Annotated in this window: 17 protein-coding genes; 13 read left to right on the plus strand and 4 right to left on the minus strand. The window is 70.2% G+C overall.

What is annotated here, in order from left to right:
- Positions 1-62: 62 nt before the first annotated feature.
- The 4 genes from AC07NS_RS13220 (at position 63) to paoC (ending at position 5,286) form a co-directional block, all read left to right on the plus strand.
- Positions 63-1,295 (plus strand): LysR family transcriptional regulator, encoded by a 1,233-nt coding sequence (locus tag AC07NS_RS13220; RefSeq protein ID WP_494603869.1) that lies wholly within the window; start codon positions 63-65, stop codon positions 1,293-1,295.
- A 199-nt stretch (positions 1,296-1,494) separates the two neighbouring features.
- Positions 1,495-2,139, plus strand: coding sequence for an aldehyde dehydrogenase iron-sulfur subunit PaoA (gene paoA, locus AC07NS_RS13225; RefSeq protein ID WP_494603870.1), 645 nt, complete (start codon positions 1,495-1,497; stop codon positions 2,137-2,139).
- Positions 2,136-3,086, plus strand: a complete 951-nt coding sequence (locus AC07NS_RS13230; RefSeq protein WP_494603871.1) for an FAD binding domain-containing protein — start codon at positions 2,136-2,138, stop codon at positions 3,084-3,086. The genes paoA and AC07NS_RS13230 overlap by 4 nt, the downstream gene beginning before the upstream one ends.
- A gap of 4 nt (positions 3,087-3,090) precedes the next feature.
- The gene (gene paoC, locus AC07NS_RS13235; RefSeq protein WP_494603872.1) at positions 3,091-5,286 is read left to right on the plus strand and encodes an aldehyde oxidoreductase molybdenum-binding subunit PaoC; all 2,196 of its coding nucleotides are present in this window, start codon (positions 3,091-3,093) and stop codon (positions 5,284-5,286) included.
- Between the two features lie 18 nt (positions 5,287-5,304).
- Here paoC and AC07NS_RS13240 read toward each other — a convergent pair whose 3' ends face one another.
- From AC07NS_RS13240 to AC07NS_RS13250, 3 genes are all read right to left on the minus strand, one after another.
- Positions 5,305-6,858: a sensor histidine kinase gene (locus tag AC07NS_RS13240; RefSeq protein ID WP_494603874.1), complete on the minus strand. Its 1,554-nt coding sequence runs from the start codon at positions 6,856-6,858 to the stop codon at positions 5,305-5,307.
- 223 nt (positions 6,859-7,081) lie between these two features.
- On the minus strand, positions 7,082-8,212 hold the full coding sequence (locus tag AC07NS_RS13245; protein ID WP_494603875.1) for an alpha/beta hydrolase family protein: 1,131 nt from the start codon (positions 8,210-8,212) through the stop codon (positions 7,082-7,084).
- A 114-nt stretch (positions 8,213-8,326) separates the two neighbouring features.
- Positions 8,327-9,220: a LysR family transcriptional regulator gene (locus AC07NS_RS13250; protein WP_494603876.1), complete on the minus strand. Its 894-nt coding sequence runs from the start codon at positions 9,218-9,220 to the stop codon at positions 8,327-8,329.
- Positions 9,221-9,344: 124 nt separating this feature from the next.
- Here AC07NS_RS13250 and AC07NS_RS13255 point away from each other — a divergent pair, with 124 nt between their 5' ends.
- From AC07NS_RS13255 to AC07NS_RS13295, 9 genes are all read left to right on the plus strand, one after another.
- Entirely contained in the window at positions 9,345-9,932 is a 588-nt protein-coding gene (locus AC07NS_RS13255; protein ID WP_494603877.1) for a flavodoxin, read from the plus strand.
- Positions 9,933-9,956: 24 nt separating this feature from the next.
- A complete protein-coding gene (locus AC07NS_RS13260) occupies positions 9,957-10,955 on the plus strand; it encodes an aldo/keto reductase (RefSeq protein WP_494603878.1) in 999 nt (332 codons plus the stop codon).
- Positions 10,956-10,982: 27 nt separating this feature from the next.
- A complete protein-coding gene (locus AC07NS_RS13265) occupies positions 10,983-12,128 on the plus strand; it encodes an aldo/keto reductase (protein ID WP_494603880.1) in 1,146 nt (381 codons plus the stop codon).
- A 28-nt stretch (positions 12,129-12,156) separates the two neighbouring features.
- Positions 12,157-13,344 (plus strand): (R)-mandelonitrile lyase, encoded by a 1,188-nt coding sequence (locus AC07NS_RS13270; RefSeq protein WP_494603882.1) that lies wholly within the window; start codon positions 12,157-12,159, stop codon positions 13,342-13,344.
- Between the two features lie 85 nt (positions 13,345-13,429).
- Positions 13,430-13,984: an RNA polymerase sigma factor gene (locus tag AC07NS_RS13275; RefSeq protein ID WP_494603884.1), complete on the plus strand. Its 555-nt coding sequence runs from the start codon at positions 13,430-13,432 to the stop codon at positions 13,982-13,984.
- Complete coding sequence (locus AC07NS_RS13280) at positions 13,984-14,940, plus strand: FecR family protein (RefSeq protein WP_494603885.1); 957 nt, start codon at positions 13,984-13,986, stop codon at positions 14,938-14,940. Before AC07NS_RS13275 ends, AC07NS_RS13280 begins: the two co-directional genes overlap by 1 nt.
- A 110-nt stretch (positions 14,941-15,050) precedes the next feature.
- Positions 15,051-17,555, plus strand: a complete 2,505-nt coding sequence (locus tag AC07NS_RS13285) for a TonB-dependent receptor (protein WP_494603887.1) — start codon at positions 15,051-15,053, stop codon at positions 17,553-17,555.
- A 25-nt stretch (positions 17,556-17,580) separates the two neighbouring features.
- A complete protein-coding gene (locus tag AC07NS_RS13290) occupies positions 17,581-19,101 on the plus strand; it encodes an alkaline phosphatase D family protein (protein ID WP_494603889.1) in 1,521 nt (506 codons plus the stop codon).
- A gap of 103 nt (positions 19,102-19,204) precedes the next feature.
- Positions 19,205-20,296, plus strand: coding sequence for a helix-turn-helix domain-containing protein (locus AC07NS_RS13295; protein WP_494603891.1), 1,092 nt, complete (start codon positions 19,205-19,207; stop codon positions 20,294-20,296).
- 3 nt (positions 20,297-20,299) lie between these two features.
- On the opposite strand, the gene AC07NS_RS13300 is transcribed toward AC07NS_RS13295, so the two are convergent.
- Positions 20,300-20,749 (minus strand): DUF2322 family protein, encoded by a 450-nt coding sequence (locus AC07NS_RS13300; RefSeq protein ID WP_494603892.1) that lies wholly within the window; start codon positions 20,747-20,749, stop codon positions 20,300-20,302.
- Positions 20,750-20,757 lie beyond the last annotated feature (8 nt).

Below are 20,757 nucleotides of genomic sequence, written 5' to 3' on the forward strand. Positions count from 1 at the left end.
GTGGTATTTAGATCGGCAATCCTGGCCCAAACCGCCGGTGGCCGCTGGATCGATGACGGACGATGACCCCGAGGGACGTGCATGATCGCTGCGCCTCGATCAGCTTCAGGCAGCTGAGGCTGTTCGTCGCCGTGGGACATCACGGCGGCATACAGCGCGCCGCGCACGCCTGCGGCGTTTCCCAGCCCGCCGCGACCCAGGCCCTTTCGCAGCTTCAGGACAAGGTGGCGGCGAGCCTGCTGGAGCGCGGCCCCAGCGGCATGACCTTGACCCCGCTCGGCAGGCTGCTCCACGCCCGGGTCGATCGGATCTGCGCCCAGTTGGACAAGACGATCGCCGACCTTGGTCCGGCCGACCGCAAGGCCGTGGAGCATTGCCTGACCCCCGCCCAGGTGAGGACCCTGTCGGGCGTGCTGGAGACCGGATCCCTCGAACGAGCCGCGCTCGCCGGCGGCGTGACGCGGGAGGGGCTTCGTCGATCGGCCGGCGTCCTGGAAAAGCTGACCGGGCCGCTTTTCGTGCGCACGCCGGACGGAACCCGCTTCACCCCGCGGGCCAAGGCTTTCGCCGAACGCATTCGCGCCCTGCGAGAGGACCTGGCGATCGGCGTGCGCGAACTGCACGCGCAGCAGACCAACGCCGAGACATCCATCGTCGTCGGCGCAGCCCAGGCGTTCGGCAACCGCTTCCTGGCGCGCGTCCTGGCCGAACTGGCGACGCGGCATGCCGGCGCGCGCATCACGGTGCTTCGCGAGGGCCCCGTCGAATTGGTGGAAAGGCTGCGCGCGGGCGAGGTCGACCTTGTCGTCGGCGACATCGAGGAAATCGGTCGCGACCAGATCAAGGAGCGGCTGGTCAGCACGCCCTATTTCGTGTTCGGACGGCCTGGACATCCCCTGAGCGGCTCTGAAACCGCCACGCTCGATCAACTGATCGCCTATGACTGGGTGGGGGGAACGCCTGGCTCGGCGCGCGAGACCGCGCGCGAGGCGCTGTTCGCCGGCATGTCTCCGCCTCAGGTCGCCTTCGCCGCCTCCGAGGGGGCCATCGTCGGCCACTTCGTCGCGGGCAGCGACCGGCTGGCGCTGATGACCGAGCACGAAAGCCGTTGCGGCGGCCTGGCGCTGGCGAAGATGCCGTTCTTTCCGGTCGAGGCGGGCCTCGGGATCGACGTCGTCAGCCGGGCCGATCGCGCCCCCACGCAACTGCATCTCGAACTGGTCGATCTGCTTCGGGCTCATTTGAACGTGGGCGCCCCCGAGGCGATCGGCGGCGCGTCACGACGGGTCGCCTGATCCCGGACTTCGAAGCGTCGCTTCCGAACTCGACCTTCCGGGGCGTCAAATGCGGATTGATGAGCGCGGCTCAGCACCTCGTAGAGGAAAAGCCCCCAATCCGCTTGCCTTCCTTCGGCTAACCTCGACCGATCCGTGGCAACCGGCGGCCGTCCCGCCCGCTTAGTCGTTGTTGGTGCGCGGAGGATCGGAGGATGGCATGGTCGCACAATCGGACACCGGCCTTTCAAGGCGTGGTCTGATGGCCGTCGGCGCGGCCTCGGCCGCCGTCGTCAGCGCTCCTAGCGCCACGGCCGCTCCGGCGCAGGACGCGCCTAGCTTGGCCACGGTCACGCTCGAGGTGAACGGCCGCAAGCAGAGCCTGAACCTCGACACCCGCACCACCCTTCTCGACGCCCTGCGCGAGCACCTGAAGCTGACCGGCACCAAGAAGGGCTGCGACCACGGCCAGTGCGGCGCCTGCACGGTCATCGTCGAGGGCCGGCGGATCAACGCCTGCCTGACCCTGGCGGTGATGCACGAGGGCGATGCGATCACCACGATCGAGGGCCTGGGAACGCCCGACCGGCTGCACCCGCTGCAGGCGGCCTTCGTCAGGCACGACGGCTACCAGTGCGGCTACTGCACGCCGGGCCAGATTTGTTCGGCCAAGGCGATGCTGGACGAGATCAAGGCCGGCGTGCCCAGCCACGTCACCGCCGACCTGTCCGACAAGCCCAGGCTGACCGAGGCCGAACTGCGCGAGCGGATGAGCGGCAACATCTGTCGCTGCGGGGCCTATTCCAACATCGTCGAGGCGATCGCCGAAGCCGCCGGGGGCCTGGCCCAGGGAGAGCGGACATGAGGGCCTTCACCTACGAGCGCGCCCGCACGCCGGCGGAAGCCGCCGCGGCGGCGGCCGGCGATCCGGGCGCGCGGTTCATCGCCGGCGGCACCAACCTGCTCGACCTGATGAAGCTGGAGATCGAGACGCCGCGCCGCCTGATCGACCTGGGCGACCTGAAGCTGGACGAGATCAAGGCCACGCGGGACGGCGGCCTGCGCATCGGCGCCCTGGCGCGCAACACCGACCTCGCCGCCGACAAGCGGGTGCGCAAGGACTATCCGGTGCTGTCGCGCGCGCTGCTGGCCGGCGCCTCGGGACAGCTGCGCAACAAGGCGACCACGGCCGGCAACCTGCTGCAGCGCACGCGCTGCCCCTATTTCTACGACACCAACATGCCGTGCAACAAACGCAGCCCCGGCGCGGGCTGCTCGGCGATCGGCGGCTTCACGCGCTCGCACGCGGTGCTGGGGAGCAGCCAGGCCTGCATCGCCACCCATCCCAGCGACATGGCGGTGGCCATGCGGCTGCTCGACGCCGTGGTCGAGACCGTCCGGCCGGACGGCGCGACCCGCATGATCCCGATCGCCGAGTTCCACCGCCTGCCGGGGGAGACCCCGCATGTCGAGACGGCGCTGGCGCCCGGCGAACTGATCACCGCCGTCACCCTGCCCAAGCCGGTTGGCGGCAAGCAGGCCTATCACAAGGTGCGCGACCGGGCGTCGTACGCCTTCGCCCTGGTGTCGGTGGCGACGATCATCCACGAGGACGGTTCCGGCCGCGTCGCGCTCGGCGGCGTGGCGCACAAGCCCTGGCGCGTCGAGGCGGCCGAAGCCGCCATACCGCGCGGCGCCAAGGCGGCGGCCGACGCCTTGCTGTCGGGCGCCCGCACCACCGCGCAGAACGCTTTCAAGCTGACCCTGGCCGAGCGCGCCCTGGGCGCGGCGATGGCCCAGGCCCGGGGATGATCCGATGAAGTTCGACACCCCCGCCACGACCAATCCGATCGACCAGCTGAAGATCGTCGGCAAGCCGGTCGACCGCATCGACGGCCCGCTGAAGACCACCGGGACTGCGCCCTACGCCTATGAGCGCCACGACGCGCTCGAGGGCGTCGCTTACGGCTATGTCGTGGGTTCGGCGATCGCCAAGGGCCGGATCAAGGCCATGGACCTTGGCCGCGCCAAGGCCGCGCCCGGTGTGCTGGCCGTCGTCACCGCCCAGACCGCCGGCAAGCTGGGCAAGGGCGACAACAACACCGCCAGGCTGCTGGGCGGGCCCGAGATCGAGCACTACCACCAGGCCGTCGCGGTCGTGGTCGCCGAGACCTTCGAGCAGGCCCGCTCGGCCGCAGCGCTGATCAAGGTCGACTACGAGCGCGCGAAGGGAACGTTCGACCTGGCCTCGGCCAAGGACGGCGCGCCGCCGGCCAAGGACAATCCCGACACCGCCGTCGGCGATTTCGACACGGCCTTCGCCGCCGCGCCGGTGAAACTGGACGAGGCCTACACCACCCCCGACCAGGCCCACGCGATGATGGAGCCGCACGCGAGCATCGCGGCCTGGAAGGGCGACAAGCTGACCCTCTGGACGTCCAACCAGATGATCGCCTGGAGCCGGGGCGACGTGGCCAAGACGCTTGGGATTCCTAAGGACGACGTCCGGCTGGTGTCGCCCTATATCGGCGGCGGCTTCGGCGGAAAGCTGTTCGTCCGCGCCGACGCGATCCTGGCGGCGCTGGGCGCCAAGGCGACGGGGCGACCGGTCAAGATCGCCCTGCCCCGGCCGCTGATGTTCAACAACACCACCCACCGCCCGGCCACCATCCAGCGCATCCGCATCGGCGCGACCCAGGACGGCAGGATCACGGCCATCGGTCACGAGAGCTGGTCGGGCGACCTGCCCGGCGGCGGCCCCGAGACCGCCACCCAGCAGACCCGGCTGCTCTACGCCGGGGCCAACCGCATGACCAAGATGAAGCTGGCCGTGCTGGACCTGCCCGAGGGCAACGCCATGCGCGCGCCCGGCGAGGCGCCAGGGCTGATGGCGCTGGAAGTGGCGATCGACGAACTGGCCGAAAAGCTGGGCATGGACCCGGTCGAGCTCCGCATCCTCAACGACACCCAGGTCGATCCGGAAAAGCCCGGACGCCCGTTCTCGCAGCGGCGGCTGGTCGAATGCCTGCGCACGGGCGTCGACCGCTTCGGCTGGAACAGGCGCCAGGCGCGCCCTGGTCAGGTTCGCGACGGACGCTGGCTGGTTGGCATGGGCGTGGCGGCGGCGTTCCGCAACAACATGGTCATGAAGTCGGCGGCGCGGGTGCGGTTGGAGACCTCCGGCCAGATCACGGTCGAGACCGACATGACCGACATCGGCACCGGCAGCTACACGATCATCGCCCAGACCGCCGCCGAGATGATGGGCGTGCCGTTGCACCGGGTGACGGTGAAGCTGGGTGATTCCACCTTTCCGGTCTCGGCCGGGTCCGGCGGCCAGTGGGGCGGCAACAGCTCGACGGCGGGGGTCTACGCGGCCTGCATGAAGCTGCGCGAGGCGGCGGCGACCAAGCTGGGCCTCGATCCTGCGAGCGCGGAATTCGCGGACGGCCAGGTGAAGGCCGGCGCCGCTGGCGCGCCGCTGGCCCGGGCAGCGGCCGACGGCCCCCTCGTCGCCGAAGACGTCATGGAATACGGCGACCTGACCAAGACCCACCAGCAGTCGACCTTCGGCGGCCATTTCGTCGAGGTCGGCGTCGACGCGGCCACGGCGGAAATCCGCATCCGCCGCATGCTGGCCGTCTGCGCGGCCGGCCGGATCCTGAACCCCAAGTCCGCCCGCAGCCAGGTGATCGGCGCCATGACCATGGGCGCGGGCGCGGCGCTGATGGAGGAACTGGCGGTCGACAAGCGCCTGGGCTTCTTCGTCAACCACGACCTGGCGGGCTACGAGGTCCCGGTCCATGCGGACATTCCGCACCAGGAGGTGGTCTTCCTCGACGAAACAGACCCCATGTCGTCGCCGATGAAGGCCAAGGGGGTCGGAGAGCTGGGCATCTGCGGCGTGGCCGCCGCCGTGGCCAACGCCGTCTACAACGCCACGGGCGTGCGGGTACGGGACTATCCTGTGACGCTCGACAAGCTGCTGGACGGCATGCCGACGCTCGCCTGAGACCGGAGCGGCCGGCCGCTAGTCCAGAACCGCGTCGAGCGGCGCCGACGGCGCGAGGTCCGGTAGCGGCGCCTCCAGGACGCAGACGAGCCCAGTTTCCTCGTAGGCCATGCGCACGGTTCCACCCAGGTCCTGCTGGCCGCTCACCTGGATGAGCCGCGAACCGAAGCCCAGGGTCTTGGGCTGAGTGACCGCGGGACCGCCCTCCTCCCGCCACTCGAGGGTCAGACGCGCGGATCCGCCCTGCGACGGCCGTGCGCGCCAGGTCACGTGGACGCAGCCCGTCGGGACCGACAGGGCGCCGTACTTGGCCGCATTGGTCGCCAGCTCATGGAAGATCAGCCCCAGCGCCAGGGCCTGGCGCGATCCGAACTCCAGGCGCTCGCCGCTGAGCACGTATTGGCCCTCGGGATAGGGCGCCAGCTCCTGGGCCAGGAGGTCGCCGATCGCCACCGCCTCCCAGCTGGACTGGGTCAGGATGTTGTGCGTCCCCGAAAGCGCCATCAGGCGGTCCTCGAAGGCGGCGCGAAACTCGGCCACGGAGCCCGAGCGCCGGGCGGTATGGGCCGCGATCGACTGGATGGTGGCCAGGGTGTTCTTGACCCGGTGGTTCAGCTCGTTGGTCAGCAGGCGCAGGCGGCGCTCGCTGGCGGTGACCGCCGCGAAGGCCATGTGGCGGTCGGTGACGTCGAGCACCACGCCCATCATCCGCCGGGGCCGGCCGCGAGCGTCGCGCAGCACCTTGCCGCGCACATTGACCCAGCGGTCCTGCTCGACCAGGCGATATTCGATGTCGTAGTCGCCGCCGGTGCGCAGCACGCTCTCGAAAGCCTTCTCGCGCCGCGCGCGGTCCTCTTCCGACAGGGCGCCCAGCCATCGCTCCAGGGTCAGTTCGTCGTCGGGTTTCAGCCCGAACAGCGACTTGCCGTGCCCGGAGACGCGCAGCACTCCGGTCGTCAGGTCGAACTCCCAGTAGCCGACCCCGCCGGCGCCGAGGGCCTGAAGGACGTTGCCCCGCTGGTCGTAAAGCGAGGCCATCAGCGCCAGGAACAGAACCAGCAGCGTGCCGGCCGCCACGCCCACCCCGACCAGGAACGGCTGCACGCCGGGCGGCGACGCATGCCGCCCTCCTCCCACGACCGCCAGCTCCAGGGCGGCCATGGCGGTGTAGTGCATGCCGACCACGGCCGCGCCCAGCAGCACCGCCGCCAGGAGCCTGGCCGCCGCGCCATGGGCGCCCCGCGCGACCACCAGCGCGGCCGTCGAGGCGACGACGGCGATGACCAGCGAGATGGCGACGAGGCCTGGCCGATAACCCAGCGACGCCGCCGAATGCAGCGCCGCCATGCCGACATAGTGCATCAGGCAGATCCCGCCCCCCATGGCCGCGCCGGCGGCCAGCAGGCTCGCCCGCCCCGCCCGCTCGCGCGTCGCGCTGAGAAAGGCGGCCCAGGTCGAACCGACCGCCAGGGCCAGGGAAGCAAGCGTCAGGCCGGGATCATAGGCGACCGGGACGCCGGGATCGAAGCTCAGCATGGCGATGAAGTGCATCGACCAGATGCTCAGGCCCATCGCGATGGCGGCGGTGCTGGTCCAGACCAGCCGCGCGCGGCCCAGATGGCCGGATACGCGCCGGGCCAGGTCCAGCGCGGTCCAGGAGCCGAAGACCGCGACGCCGAACGAAAGCGCGACGAAGGTCCAGACGTGATGGTGATGGTGCAGGATGAGCCGCCTCGCTGATACGGCTCAGTCTTGCCTCCTGGCGCGATCCGCGTCCAGCCGCTCGGGAACCGACCTATGGATTGCGCACGGCCCGCTTGTCGATCCACGCCAGGATCAGGTCGGCGATCTGGAGGTTGTTCCGGTCCTGCATCAACATGTGGCTGTTGCCGCGGACGCCCTGCTCGGCCGTCGCGATGATATCCACCCGTCCACCGGCCGCCTCGATGCGCCGGGCGTAGGCGCGGCACCCCTCCAGCCGGTCCTGCCAAGTGATGCCGCCAAGGCCGGTCTGGACCGACAGGTTGTCGCCGAACACCACCAGGGTCGGGATCCTGGCCAGCCTGGCGATCTGCTCGTCGGTGTAGCTGGCCCGGCAGGCGCCCGGTTCGACGGCGACAATGCCCGCGACGCCCCGCGGGTTCACCAGCGCCGCGTCCATCGGAAAGGGTCCGGACTGGGAGTGACTGATCAGGACCGCGCCATCCAGGTCGATGGCCAGATCGGACAGTGCCTTGAACGTGGGATTGGGCGAGGGAAGCTGAGAGGTCAGGTCGGGGATGGCCTGCTTGGAAAGCTCGCCGACGACGTCGATGGGGAACTGGGCGCCCGGAAACGCTTCACCGAACTTCGGCCCAAAGCGGAAGTTGGTCCAGACGCCGACACGGTCGCCAAAGCGAAAGGCCCCCTGCCCGATCGCGGTTGGCGCGCCCGGCGCGGTCGGCGCCACCGCTCCCGACGGCGCGCTGCTTGCGCCCGACAGCCTGTTGTTGATCGCCGCCTGATTGAACCCGGACCGCGCCCGGCCGACCTGATCGACGACATAGGTCGGATGGGCCTTGCGGACGAAATACTCGTACCAGCCCATGCGGCCGTCGGGCGTGGTGTCGTAGCTCTTTCCGCTGAGGCCCGCGCCGTGGATCATCACCACCGGGACCTTGGTCCTGCCGGTCGGGACCATGTACTCGACATACATCTGGTCGACGGTGACGCTGTCGTCGGGACCCAGCAGGATCTCCCCGGCCTTCTGCTCGACCGATCGTCCGCCCACGAAGAAGCTGCCCCTGGCCTTCAGCACCAGCGGTTTGCCCGGCGTCTGGATGGACTTCAGTGTCTGCGCCGCCGCGGTCCCCGCGAAGGGAAGGCCCAGTACCGCGCAGAGCGCCAGGACGCCGGCGCGGGATGAAAAGCTGTTCGTCCGGTCCACGATGGGTCTCCCTTCGGTGTCGAAGAAAGACTATCGCGCCCCGGAAAGCGCGATTAGCGGGCGGAAAGGACTTGGTCTCGTTAGCTCTTCTAACAAATCGACCGACCGCCCCGGTCAGCGGTCCTTGAACCGGAGCGCATCGGTGAGCATGGCGAACGCCGGCGAGGCGTGGCGCCGGCTCGGATAATAGAGATGGTAGCCGGAAAACGGCGGACACCAGTCCTCCAGCACCCGGACCAGCTCGCCCGATGCGATGCAGGGCGCGGCGACGTCCTCTGGCATGTAGGCGAGGCCCAGGCCCTGCAGCGCCGAGTCCAGCCGCTGGCGGATGGTGTTGAAGATCAACTGGCCGTCGACCCGCACCTTCACCTCGCGGCCGTCCTTCTCGAACTCCCAGGGAAAGAGGCCGCCATAGGTGGGCAGGCGCATGTTGATGCAGTTGTGATCGGTGAGGTCCTGGGGGCTTTCCGGCTTCCGGCGGCTTGCGAAATAGGCCGGGGAGCCGACCACGGCCATCCGCATGTCCGGGCCGATGCGCAGGGCGATCATGTCCTTGGCCACCTGTTCACCCAGGCGCACGCCCGCGTCGAACCCTTCCGATACGATGTCGACCATGCCGTAGTCGACGACGATCTCGACGCGGATGTCGGGATAGTCCGGCAACAGCCTGGCCAGGCCGGGCTGCAGAACCGAACGGGCGGCATGCTCGCCGGCCGTGATGCGGATCGTGCCGGCCGGACGCTCCCGCATCTCGGCCAGAGCGACCAGCGCCTGTTCGATTTCCTCGAAACGCGGCGCGATGGTCTGAAGCAGGCGATCTCCGGCCTCGGTCGGCGCGACGCTGCGGGTCGTGCGCGTCAGAAGGCGAACGCCCAGCCGCCCTTCCAGGCCCTTGATCGTCTGGCTGAGCGCCGAGGGCGAGACGCCCAGCTTGGCGCCGGCGCGGGTGAAGCTGCGCTCCCTGGCCACCGCGGCGAAGACGGCGAGTTCGTCGAAGCCCTGCCCCATTTGTTAGTCTCACTAAAAACGACATCGCGATTATGGGGCCTAATCGCCGGAACGGGCCAGGCCTATCTTGCCGGTCATGCGAAGGCGCTGGGGGCTCCGCGTTCGCGAACGTCAGGAGCACCGAATGCAAGACCAGGATCCGGGCATGTCGCGCCGCACCGCCTTTGGAGCGTCCGCCGCCATCGTCCTGGCCGCCGGAACCAGCGCCTGCGCCGCAAAAGACCGGGTCGCCGGTTCGCGCACCCTGGTCGCCTATTTCACGCGCTCGGGGAACACCCGGGTCATCGCCGGCCAGCTGCATCGCGAGCTGAAGGCCGACCTGTTCGAGATCCTGCCCGCCACGCCCTACCCCGACGACTACGAGCAGACGGTCGAGCAGGCGCGTCAGGAACGGGACGCTGGCGTGCGGCCGCCATTGCAGGCGAGCGTCCGCAATCTCGCCGCCTACGACACGGTCTTTCTCTGCTTTCCGATCTGGGGCGAGACCGTCCCGCCGGTCGTCCGCAGCTTCCTGGCCGCCCATGACCTCTCGGGCAAGACCGTCCGGCCGGTGATCACCCACGGTGGCTACGGCCTTGGCGACAGCCTCGCGGTCCTCAAGCGCCTGGCCCCGAACGCGAGCCTGACTCCGGCCTTCTCGATGGAGGCCGACCAGGAGCGCCGCACCATGACCCAGGTCCGCGACTGGCTCGGCCAGATCGCCCGCGCCTGATCCCTCAATCCTCGGAGAACCAACATGCAAAAGCGCAAACTCGGCCAGGCCGGCCTGGAAGTCTCCGCCCTAGGCTACGGCTGCATGGGGCTGACCGCCGCCTATGGTCCGGCCACGCCGCGCGGAGAAGCGATCGCCGTGATCCAGGCCGCGTTCGACGGCGGCGTGACCCTGTTCGACACGGCCGAGGCCTATGGTCCTTTCGCCAACGAGGCTTTGGTCGGCGTGGCCGTGGCGCCGTTTCGCGACGAGGTCGTGATCGCCACCAAGTTCGGCTTCGACATCGATCTGGCGACCGGGGCGCGAACCGGCGGCCTCAACAGCCGGCCCGAGCACATCAAGGCGGTCGTCGAGGCTCAACTGCAACGCCTGCGCACCGACCATATCGACCTGCTCTACCAGCACCGGGTCGATCCCGCCGTGCCAATGGAGGATGTCGCGGGCGCCGTGAAGGACCTGATCGCGGCCGGCAAGGTGGGGCATTTCGGACTTTCGGAGCCTAGCGTGGAGTCGCTGCGACGCGCCCACGCCGTGCAGCCGGTCGCCGCCCTGCAGAACGAGTATTCGCTGTGGACCCGCGACGTGGAGCACAACGGGATCCTCGCGGCCTGCGAGGAACTGGGCATCGGCTTCGTGCCGTTCAGCCCGCTGGGGACCGGCTTCCTGACCGGCAAGATCGACGAGACCACCAAGCTGGACCCGACCGACTTCCGCTCGATCTCGCCGCGCTTCGCCACCGACGCCCGCGCCGCCAACATGGCGCTGGTCGATCTGCTGAAGGCCATCGCCGAACAGAAGCAAGCGACTCCGGCTCAGATCGCCCTGGCCTGGCTGATGGCCCAGAAGCCCTGGATCATCCCGATCCCCGGCACCACCAAGATCCATCGACTGGAAGAGAACCTGGGCGCTGCCGGCGTCGAGTTGACGGCCTCGGACCTGACCCAGATCGCCGGCGCCGCCGCGAAGATTCCGATCCAGGGCGCGCGCCTGCCGGAAGCCGTCCTGGCCCAGACCGGCCGCTGATCCATTCCGCCGCGACAGGAGATTTCCATGGACGACAAGACATCCAAGACCATCAGTGTCGGACGCCGCGATCTCCTGGCGCTCAGCCTGGCGCTGCCGGCCGCCGCTGCGGCTACCGGCGCGTCGGCAACGCCGGCCAGGGCTAGAACGTCCACGGCCCAGGGCGACCACCGCATGCTCGGCAAGCTGGAGGTGTCCAGCATCGGCATGGGCGTGCAGAACATGCACCGCGCCTATCCGACCACGGTCCCCTACCGGCCGGAGATGCTGAACATCCTTCGGGCGGCGCACGACCGGGGGATCACCTTCTTCGACACGGCGGAGGCCTACGGTCCGTTCGAGAACGAGCGGATCCTGGGCGAGGCGATCCGGCCGTTCCGGGACAAGGTGACGGTCGCCAGCAAGTTCGGCTGGAACATCGATCCCGAGACCGGCCGGCGCGGCCCGGGCCTCAACAGTCGTCCCGAGCACATCAAGGTGGCGGTCGAGGGCAGCCTCAAGCGCCTGCGCACCGACCGTATCGACCTGCTCTACCAGCACCGCGTCGATCCGGCCGTGCCGATCGAGGATGTCGCCGGCGCGATCCAGGACCTGATGAAGCAGGGCAAGATCCTGCACTGGGGGCTCAGCGAAATGGGCCCGCAAACCCTGCGCCGCGCCCATGCCGCCCTGCCCGTCACCGCCGTCCAGAACGAGTATTCGCTGCTCTGGCGCGGCCCGGAAAAGTGGGTGCTGCCGACCTGCGAGGAACTGGGCATCGGCTTCGTGTGCTGGAGCCCGCTGGGCGTGGGCTTCCTCAACGGGGCCATCGACGCGGGCACGCGCTTCGCCGACGGCGACATCCGCAAGGTTGAAGGCCGGTTCGCCCCGGAGAACCTGGCCCACAACCTGGCCCTGGTCGATCTGCTGAAGACCTGGGCGCAGCGCAAGTCGGCGACGCCCGGCCAGATCGCCCTGGCCTGGCTGCTCGCCCAGAAGCCGTGGATCGTGCCGATCCCGGGCACGACCCAGATGGCGCACATGATCGACAACGCCGGCGCCGCGGCCATCCGCTTCACGCCCGCCGAGCTCGGCGAACTGAACGCCGCCGCCTCGGCGATCCAGATTCAGGGACTGCGGCTCCCCGAAGGCGTCCTGGCTTTCTCGGAAGTCGAAGCCCCCGCCAAGATCTGATGCTCATTCCTACTCGAAGGAGTTTCCCATGAAGCCTGTCGTCGCCGCCATGGCGGCCCTGACGCTGGCGACCCCGGTCGAGGCCCAGGAGCGCAAGTCCGTCGCGCCCAAGGCCATGCAGGCCGTCGCCCCCGGCCTCGCCGGCTATACCGACGACGTGCTGTTTGGCGACGTCTGGGTGAGCCCCGCGCTCAGTCCGCGCGATCGCAGCCTCGTGACGGTGTCGGTGCTGATCGCCACCGGCAAGACCGCCCAACTCGCCGGCCATCTGGGCCGCGCGCTGGATAACGGCGTCAAACCCGGCGAGATCGCCGGGGTCGTCACCCATCTGGCCTTCTACACCGGCTGGCCCAATGCGGTGTCGTCGCTGGAGGTCGTCGAAAAGGTGTTCACCGACCGAGGCGTCGACATAGCGTCCTTGCACGCGCCGCCGAGCGCCAGCCTGCCCGTTCCCGCTTCGGACGCCGCGCGCGCCCGGACGGTGACGGCGACGATCGGGCCGGTCGCGCCCAAGCTGGCGGCCCTGACCAACGACGTCTTGTTCGGCGACCTGTGGCGACGGCCCGATCTTACCCCGCGCGACCGCAGCCTGGCGACGATCGCGGCGCTGGCGGCCAATGGCGATGAGGCCGGGCTGGCCTTTCACATCGGCCTTGGCCTCGAAAACGGCCTGACGCGGGCGCAGGTCGGCGAAGCGCTGACCCACCTGGCCTTCTACGCCGGCTGGCCTAAGGCGACCGCCGCGGTCGCCGTGGCCGACAAGGTGTTCAAGGGCCTGGACGCGAACGCGCCGGCGCCGGCCGCCGCCGAAGGCCTGGTGATCATTCCGCCGGGCGCTCAGCCGATCCAGGGGCCGGCCGCCACCTTCACCGGGGCGGTCACCGTCGCCTCGCCGTTCAAGGGCGACGGACAGGCGCGGCTCGGCGGCGCCACCGTCACCTTCCAGCCGGGCGCGCGCTCCAACTGGCACAGCCACCCACTGGGCCAACTCCTGATCGTCACCGAAGGGGAAGGCCTGGTCCAGGCCGAGGGCGAGCCGGTTCGTCGGATCAGGCCCGGCGACGTGGTCTGGACGCCGCCCGGCGTCAGGCACTGGCACGGCGCGACGCCCGCCAGCGCCATGACCCACGTGGCGGTGGCCGAGGCCTTGGACGGCAAGAGCGTGACCTGGCTGGGTCCCGTGACGGACGCCGAATACCGCGCGCCGGCCCGATAGGGGCTCGCGCTCGGCGCCGATGTGATCCGCGTGGCGACGCCCAGAGTGTCACACGACTGTCGCCGCCCGCTGGCATGGGCCGCCCATGCCCTTGCCCCTTTATGACGGCTGTGCGGTTCGAGAGTCTGGCGACATCGACGGCGCCGAGCGCTTCGAGGCCCTGACCCGCCGCCTGCGCGCGCCGCTGCTCAGCTACTTCGCCCGCCGCACCGGCTCGCGGCTCGACGCCGAGGAACTGGTGCAGGACCTGTTCCTGCGGCTGCTGCGTCGCCGGGGCCTGATGGCGCTGGAGAACGTCGACGGCTACGTCTTCGAGGCGGCCGCCAACCTGCTGCGCGACAAGGCGCGTCGCGACCGGGCGCGGCTCGAGGGCGGTCCTGTGGACCTTCAGACGCTGGATCCGGCCGACGACCTGCCGGGCGCCGAGCAGGTGGTCGGCGGACGCCAGAACCTGGCGCGGCTGCGCACGGCCCTGAAGTCGCTGCCGCCGCGCGCCCGGACGATCGTGATCCTGCGCCGGTTCGAGGACATGACCCACGCCGAGATCGCCGCCCGCCTGCGGATTTCGGTCAGCGCCGTCGAAAAGCATCTGGCCCGGGCCATGATCGTGCTGCGCGACGCCCTGCGGGAGGAGGTCTGATGGCCGGCGCCCCGAAAGCTCCCGACGCCTCGGCCCGCTGGTTCGCCAAGGTCGAGGGCGGCCGCCTGTCGCTGGACGAGCAGCGGGACTTCGCCGACTGGCTGGGCGAGGCCGACAACGCCCGGGCCTTCGACGAACTGGAACGGAGCTGGGAAGCGCTGGGCGAGGCCGGCGGCGACCGCGAGCTGCTGCGCATGCGCTCGGCCGCCCTGCGCAAGGCGTCGGGACCCAGCCGGCGGGCGGTCCTCGGCATGGCCGGCGGCGCGACCGCCGCGGCGATCGCCGGCGGGGTCGGTCTGATGATGGCCGGCGCGGCCCAGGCCACGATCCGCACCGGTCCCGGAGAGCGGCTGACGACCTCCCTGCCCGACGGCTCGCGCGTCACCCTGGCGCCGCTGTCGAAACTGCGGGTCGGCTATGGCGGCTCCAAGCGCGCGGCGCGGCTCGAAGAGGGCCAGGCCTATTTCGAGATCCGCCAGGGCAAACCGTTCCGGCTGATCGCCGGCGACCGGGTCGCCGAAAGCGCCGGCGGACGCTTCCAGGTCTCGCTCGACGGCGCGCGGGCGCAGATCCTGCTTGAGGACGGCGCCCTTCAGGTCGCCGCCGACGCGGGCGGCGCCCGGCCGCTGGCGATCCGCGCCGGCCAGATGGTCTCCGGTCCGGCCGAGGCTCCGGCCGTCACGACGGCGTCGGACGCGGAGGGGCTGACGGCGTGGCGGACGGGGCGACTGGTGTTCGACGACGAGGCGCTGGCCGACGTCGTGGCCGCCTTCAACCGCTATTCCCGCGACCAGCTGGTGCTGGCCCAGCCGGAACTGGGGTCGATCCGCATCTCCGGATCGTTCCGCTACGACGGCGCGCGGGAATTCGCCCAGGCCATGCAGGCGGCTTTCGGCCTCGACGTGCGCCAGGTCGGGAGCTCGACCTGGTCGATCACGGCCGCCTCCGCGACCTAGAGACCGCCGTTCGCTGCGTGAAATTTTCACGACGGGATGAGGGTTCGTCCATGGCGGCGGTTCCTGGAGTCGATCGGTCAGGGGGCCGGCGGCTGTTTAGGACCATATCCATGACGAGCTTCACTACACGTGCGCTTCGACGCAACCTGCTGGCCTGCGGCGCGGTGGCCGCCCTCGGCCTGGCGTCGGGCCTGGCCTCCCCGGCCCTGGCCCAGACGAGCGGCCCCGCGGCGCTGAGCCTGCAAAGCCAGCCGCTGGAGCTGGCCCTACCGGCCCTGGCCCGCCAGGCCGACATCCAGCTGCTCTATGCGCCCGCCCTGGTGCGCGGCAAGCGCGGCGCGACGGTGGCCGGCGCCCGCACCCCGGCCGAGGCCTTGGAGCGCCTGCTGGCCGGCACCGGCCTGAAGGCCGTCGCCACCGGCGAGCGCACCTTCACCATCACCGCCGCCGTCGAAGAGCGCGCCGAGGTCAGCCAACTCGACGAGGTGGTCGTCACCGCCCAGAAGCGCTCGGCCGCTATCGAAGACGTGCCGATGGCCGTCGCCGTGGTCGAGGGCGCCGACGCCTCGCGGCGGGGCGTCACCAGCGTCACCGACCTCGTCGACGAGGTGGCCGGCCTGTCGGTGAACTACGCCTTCGGCGGCACCAACTACGGCCTGATCAGCATCCGCGGCATCGGCGGGGCCGACGACTACAAGCCCAACGGCAACCCGTCCGTCGCCCTGCACGTCGACGGCGTCTACCAGACCTCCAACGCCTATCTCGGCATGCCGCTGTTCGATCTGGACCGCGTCGAGGTGCTGAAAGGCCCGCAAGGCACGCTCTATGGCCGTAACACCACGGCCGGCGTGATCAACGCCATCACCCGCGGCCCCGGCAAGGACTTCGAGGGCTCGGCCCGCGTCGAATACGGCAGCTACGACTACACCGAGTTCGAGGCCTCGGCTGGCGGTCCGGTCAGCGACAACCTCGGCGTCCGCATCGCGGTGCTGGCCCAGAACGGCGGCGGGTTCATGACCGGCGCGGGGGCCGGCACGCTGGCCGGCTACCAGCCGTCGGTGCGCGGCGTGGTCCAGACCCAGGTGCCGGCCCTGACCGATCCCGGCCGCCGCGAAGGCTTCGGCGACAAGGACCTGTTCGCCGCCCGCGCCACCATCGACCTGGCCCTCGCCCCCGAGACCGACCTGACGGTCAAGCTGTTCGGCAGCCGCGACCGCGGCGACACCCGCCAGTACGACCGCATCGCCCGCAGCCAGGACGCCACCATCGCCAACGCCGGCGAGAACGCCGACCCCTACGAGTTCTACTCGACCGGCTATCCGACCCAGAGCATCGACATCTACGGCGCTTCGGCCACCCTGGCCCATCGCGTGAAGGAGAACCTGAACTTCACCGCCGTCGGCGGCTGGCAGGGTTCGACGCGGTCGATCCAGGGCAACGGCGACGGCTCGCCCTACCCGGCCTCGTACTTCGACGCCGACGAAAAGCTGAGCCAGGCCTCGCTGGAACTGCGCCTGGCCGACGACACCGGCGGCAAGGTCGACTGGATCGCCGGCGCCTTCTACGTCACCGACGAGGTCAAGTTCGACACCAACTGGATCAGCTACACGGCCCTGACCGTCTACGACAACCTGCACAAGCAGCAGCGGTCCAGCCTGGCCCTGTTCGGCCAGGTCGACTACCGGCCCATCGAGCGCCTGCAGATCTCGGCGGGCCTGCGCTACACGCGCGACGACGCCGACTACAAGGGCAGAAACGTCGACCGCAATCCGTGGGGCATCAGCACCTTCACGACCACCTTCGCCACCACGGCCAACTTCTCGTGGGACGAGACCTTCAACGACGACAACGTCTCGGGCCGCCTGACCGCCAAGTACGACGTCACCGACGACCTCAACGTCTTCGTCTCGGCCGGCACAGGCTATCGCGGCGGCGGCTTCGACGGCACCTCGATCTTCACGGTCGCCGAGACCAAGCCCTTCGCCTCCGAGACCGTGAAGGCCTACGAGGCCGGCCTGCGCTGGACCACCGGCCGCGTGCGCCTGTCGCTCGACGCCTTCCGCTACCGGTTCAGCGAATTGCAGGCCACCACGCGTCTGGCCAACGACACCAACGGCCGGGCCAATGTCGGCAAGGCCAGCAGCGAGGGCTTCGAGGTCGGCCTGAACGTGCAGGTGCTGCGCAGCGAGCGCCAGAGCCTGCAACTGGACGCCAACGCCACCTGGCTGGACACCGAGGTGCTGTCGTTCAGCTCCAACCGCGTGGCCGACGTGCTGGCGACGGTCGGCGATCCGCTGCCGGGCGCCCCGGACGTCTCGGCGACCCTGGCCCTGAACCACGTGCTGTTCCTGGACGGCGGCTGGAACCTGCGCAGCCGCCTGGGCGTCACCCATCACGGCGAGGAGAGCAACCGCCTCAACGCCCTGCCGGGCAACACCGCCCAGCCCTACACCCTGGTCAATCTGCGGATGGAGCTGGCGACCCCGTCGAACTGGACGCTCTACGCCTACGGCAAGAACATCACCGACGAGGTCTATTTCCCCGAACTGAACGGCGCGGCGCGCCTCGTGGGGGCGCCGGCCACCTGGGGCGTCGGCGCGCGGTTCGACTTCTGATGTCGTGAGCCAAGGGAGGCCCGCCATGACCCATCTCACCCGCCGCGGCCTGGTGGCCGCCTCGGCCGCCCTGGCCCTGGCGCGCGCCGACGCCGTGCTGGGGATGGAGATGGACCGCAGGGCGGGCCTCGATCCCTTCGCGCTGGGCGTCGCCAGCGGCGATCCGAGTCTCGACGGCTTCGTGCTGTGGACCCGGCTCAGCGCCCATGGCGCGCCGCTGGACGCGCCGTCCGTGCCGGTGACCTACGAGGTCGCCGAGGACGAGACTTTCACCCGCATCATCCGCAAGGGGCGGCGGGCCGCGTCGCCGTCCCTGGCCCACGCCGTGCACGTCGAGATCACTGGCCTGCGTCCCGGCAGGCCCTACTGGTACAGGTTCCACGCCCTGGGCGCGGTCAGCCCGGTCGGCCGCACCGCCACGGCGCCCCGCCAGGCGAGCCGGGCCAGGATCGCGGCGACCTCGTGCCAGCACTTCGAGCTCGGCTGGTTCACCGCCTATCGCGACCTCGTCGCCGCCGAGCCGGACCTGGTCGTCCAGCTGGGCGACTACATCTACGAGAACAGCTACGCCCAGTTTCCCAAGGTCCGGTCGTTCGACGGCCCGGAGCCAGTGGATCTTGAGGGCTATCGCCGCCGCCACGCGCTCTACAAGTCGGACGCCGACCTGCGCGAGGCCCACCGCCTGCTGCCCTGGGCGGTGACCTGGGACGACCACGAGGTCGAGAACGACTATGCGGATCTCGCCAATCTGAAGGCGCTGGAGGCGCCCGTCTTCGCCCGCCGTCGGCAGGCCGCCTACCAGGCCTATTTCGAGCACATGCCGGTGCGGCCCAGCCTGTGGGCGCGACCGGATGCGCCCAGGCTCTATCGCCGCCTGGCCTGGGGCGACCTCGTCGCCCTGCCGGTCCTGGACGGCCGCCAGTACCGCTCGGCCCAGGCCTGCAACGCCCCGCGCCAGGCCGGCAACCGCCCTCGCCGCGACTGCGCGCAGCTCGACGCGCCCGACCGCACCATGCTCGGCGCGGCCCAGGAGGCCTGGCTGGCCGAGGGCCTTGAGCGCGAGACCGCCCGCTGGACCCTGCTGGCCCAGCAGACCCCGATCGCGCCGATCCAAACGCCCGAGGGCGTGATGTCCGACCAGTGGGACGGCTACCCCGCCGCCCGGCGCCGGCTGATGGGCGCCTTGACCCAGCCGGCCGTCCGCAATCCCGTGACCCTGGGCGGCGACATCCACGCCTTCCTGGTCGCCGACCTGCATGCGACGCCCGAACGGCCGGAGACGCCGGTGGTCGCCACCGAACTGGTGACCACCTGTCTGGCCGCCAGCCATGCGCCACGCGCCCGCTATGGAGAGGCCCGCGCCCGCAACCCGCACCTGCGCTTTGCGGATATCGAGCGGTCCGGCTACCTGCTGCTCGACGCGCGGCCCGACCGGCTGGAGGTCGACCTGCGCGCGGTCTCCGACCAGGCCGATCCGAACGGTGCGACGGCCAGCCTCGCTCGCTTCGTCGTCGAGGACCGGCGGCCCGGCGCGCAATCGGCTTGAGACGCCGCTGATGGGATGCAGTTTGAGACACCTGGTCGAAAGATCGAGGTTCAGACCGCGCTAAAAGGGTGTCGCCGACAGCTTGGCCACGGGGATTCGACGCATGGCGAACGGCGCCCAGGATGATCGTCTGCCGCACCTGGCGGCCCGGATCGGCGCCGACTACGCCGACAGCTTCGCCGCCTGCCGCGAACTGCTGGCGACGATGTTCGAGCTGGAAGCGCCGTCGCCCGAGGTCCGCGCCGACTACGTCATGGACTTCGCCCTCTACGACTACGGGCCGATCAAGCTGGGCATGTCCCAGGCCCCCGCGTCGATCATGGTCCGTAGCCCGCAGACCATCGCGCGAACCGGCGTCGATCACTTCCATGTCCAGTTCTATCGGACCCACGGCTTCGTCCTGACGCTGGACGGCGCCGAGCACGCGGTGAAACCGGGCGACGTCTGCGTGCTCGACCTGTCCCGCCCGGCCGCCTTGCGCACGGACGGGATCGACAACCTGTCGGCCATCGTCGCTCGCGACCTGCTCCTGCCGCTGCTGGCGGACGCGGGCGACGTGCACGGGCTGGTGCTGCGCCGAGACAGCGAGGCCGGCGTCGCCGTTCGCGAACACCTGGAAGAGATGTGGCGGCAAGGCTCGAGCCTGACCCTCGCCCAGGGACTGGAATGGAGCCAGGCCACAGCGGCCCTGCTGGCCGGCGTCGTGCGGGCCAACAGCCAGAGCCGCGCGGCGACCCGCGCCGAGCTGCGCAGGAGCCAGTTCCGGGCCATCCGCCGGCGCATCGACAGGGAGATCGGCGACCCCGAACTCGGCCCGGCCGCCCTCGCCGCCCAGTTCTTCGTGACGCGCCCGACCCTCTACCGCATGTTCGAACCACACGGAGGCATCGGAAAATACATTCTCGGGCGTCGGCTGACCGGCGTGTTCCGCGATCTGTCCGACCCTTCTCAGGCACGCGAACGGATCGTCACGATCTTGCGCCGCTGGGGGTTCGAGAGCCACACGGCCGCAGGGCGCGCCTTTCGCGCCGCCTACGGCGTCACGCCGTCAAGATGCCGGGCCCAGGCGCTGAACCTCCATAGAACCGGCAATCTGGCAGGCGAAGCGGCCTTCGACATCCCGCCCGAGATGCCGGCGAACATCACGGCGTTCCAGAACGCCGCCCGTCCGAACGCGGGCGGGACATCGGCCTAGCGGTCAGCCGCCGACGGCGACGACTTCGATGCTCAGCGGGGCGCCGCCGGCGGCGATCGCGAGCAGGCGGTCGACGTTCGGATGCGCGCCCGGACGCTCGCGCGCGTCCGCCGAGTGCTCGGCGAACACGGCCAGGCCGTGCTCGGCAGCTTCCGCGTTCAGTGCGCCGAAGCGCTGCTTCAGATGCTGGTAGACGGCGAGCGAGCCTTGCTTGCCGGGCTGGTTCTCGATGCTGGCGACCACCGCTCCATCGGCGTCGACCAGATCGATGCGCTCGACGCCGTCGATGGCCGGCAACTGCTGAAGATTGTCCTTGAAGGTCGCGCCCGGTTGAATCATCGCCTGGTTTTCTCGAATTCCTGAGGTCGTCGCGCGGGCCTCTAGCACCCCGCGCGGACGTTCGCCATGCGGTGCGTCATGGATCCCCGCCCCGTCGCCGAAGACCGAGTGCACGGCGAAGG

This window comes from Caulobacter sp. GW821-FHT10A10, from assembly GCF_059415745.1.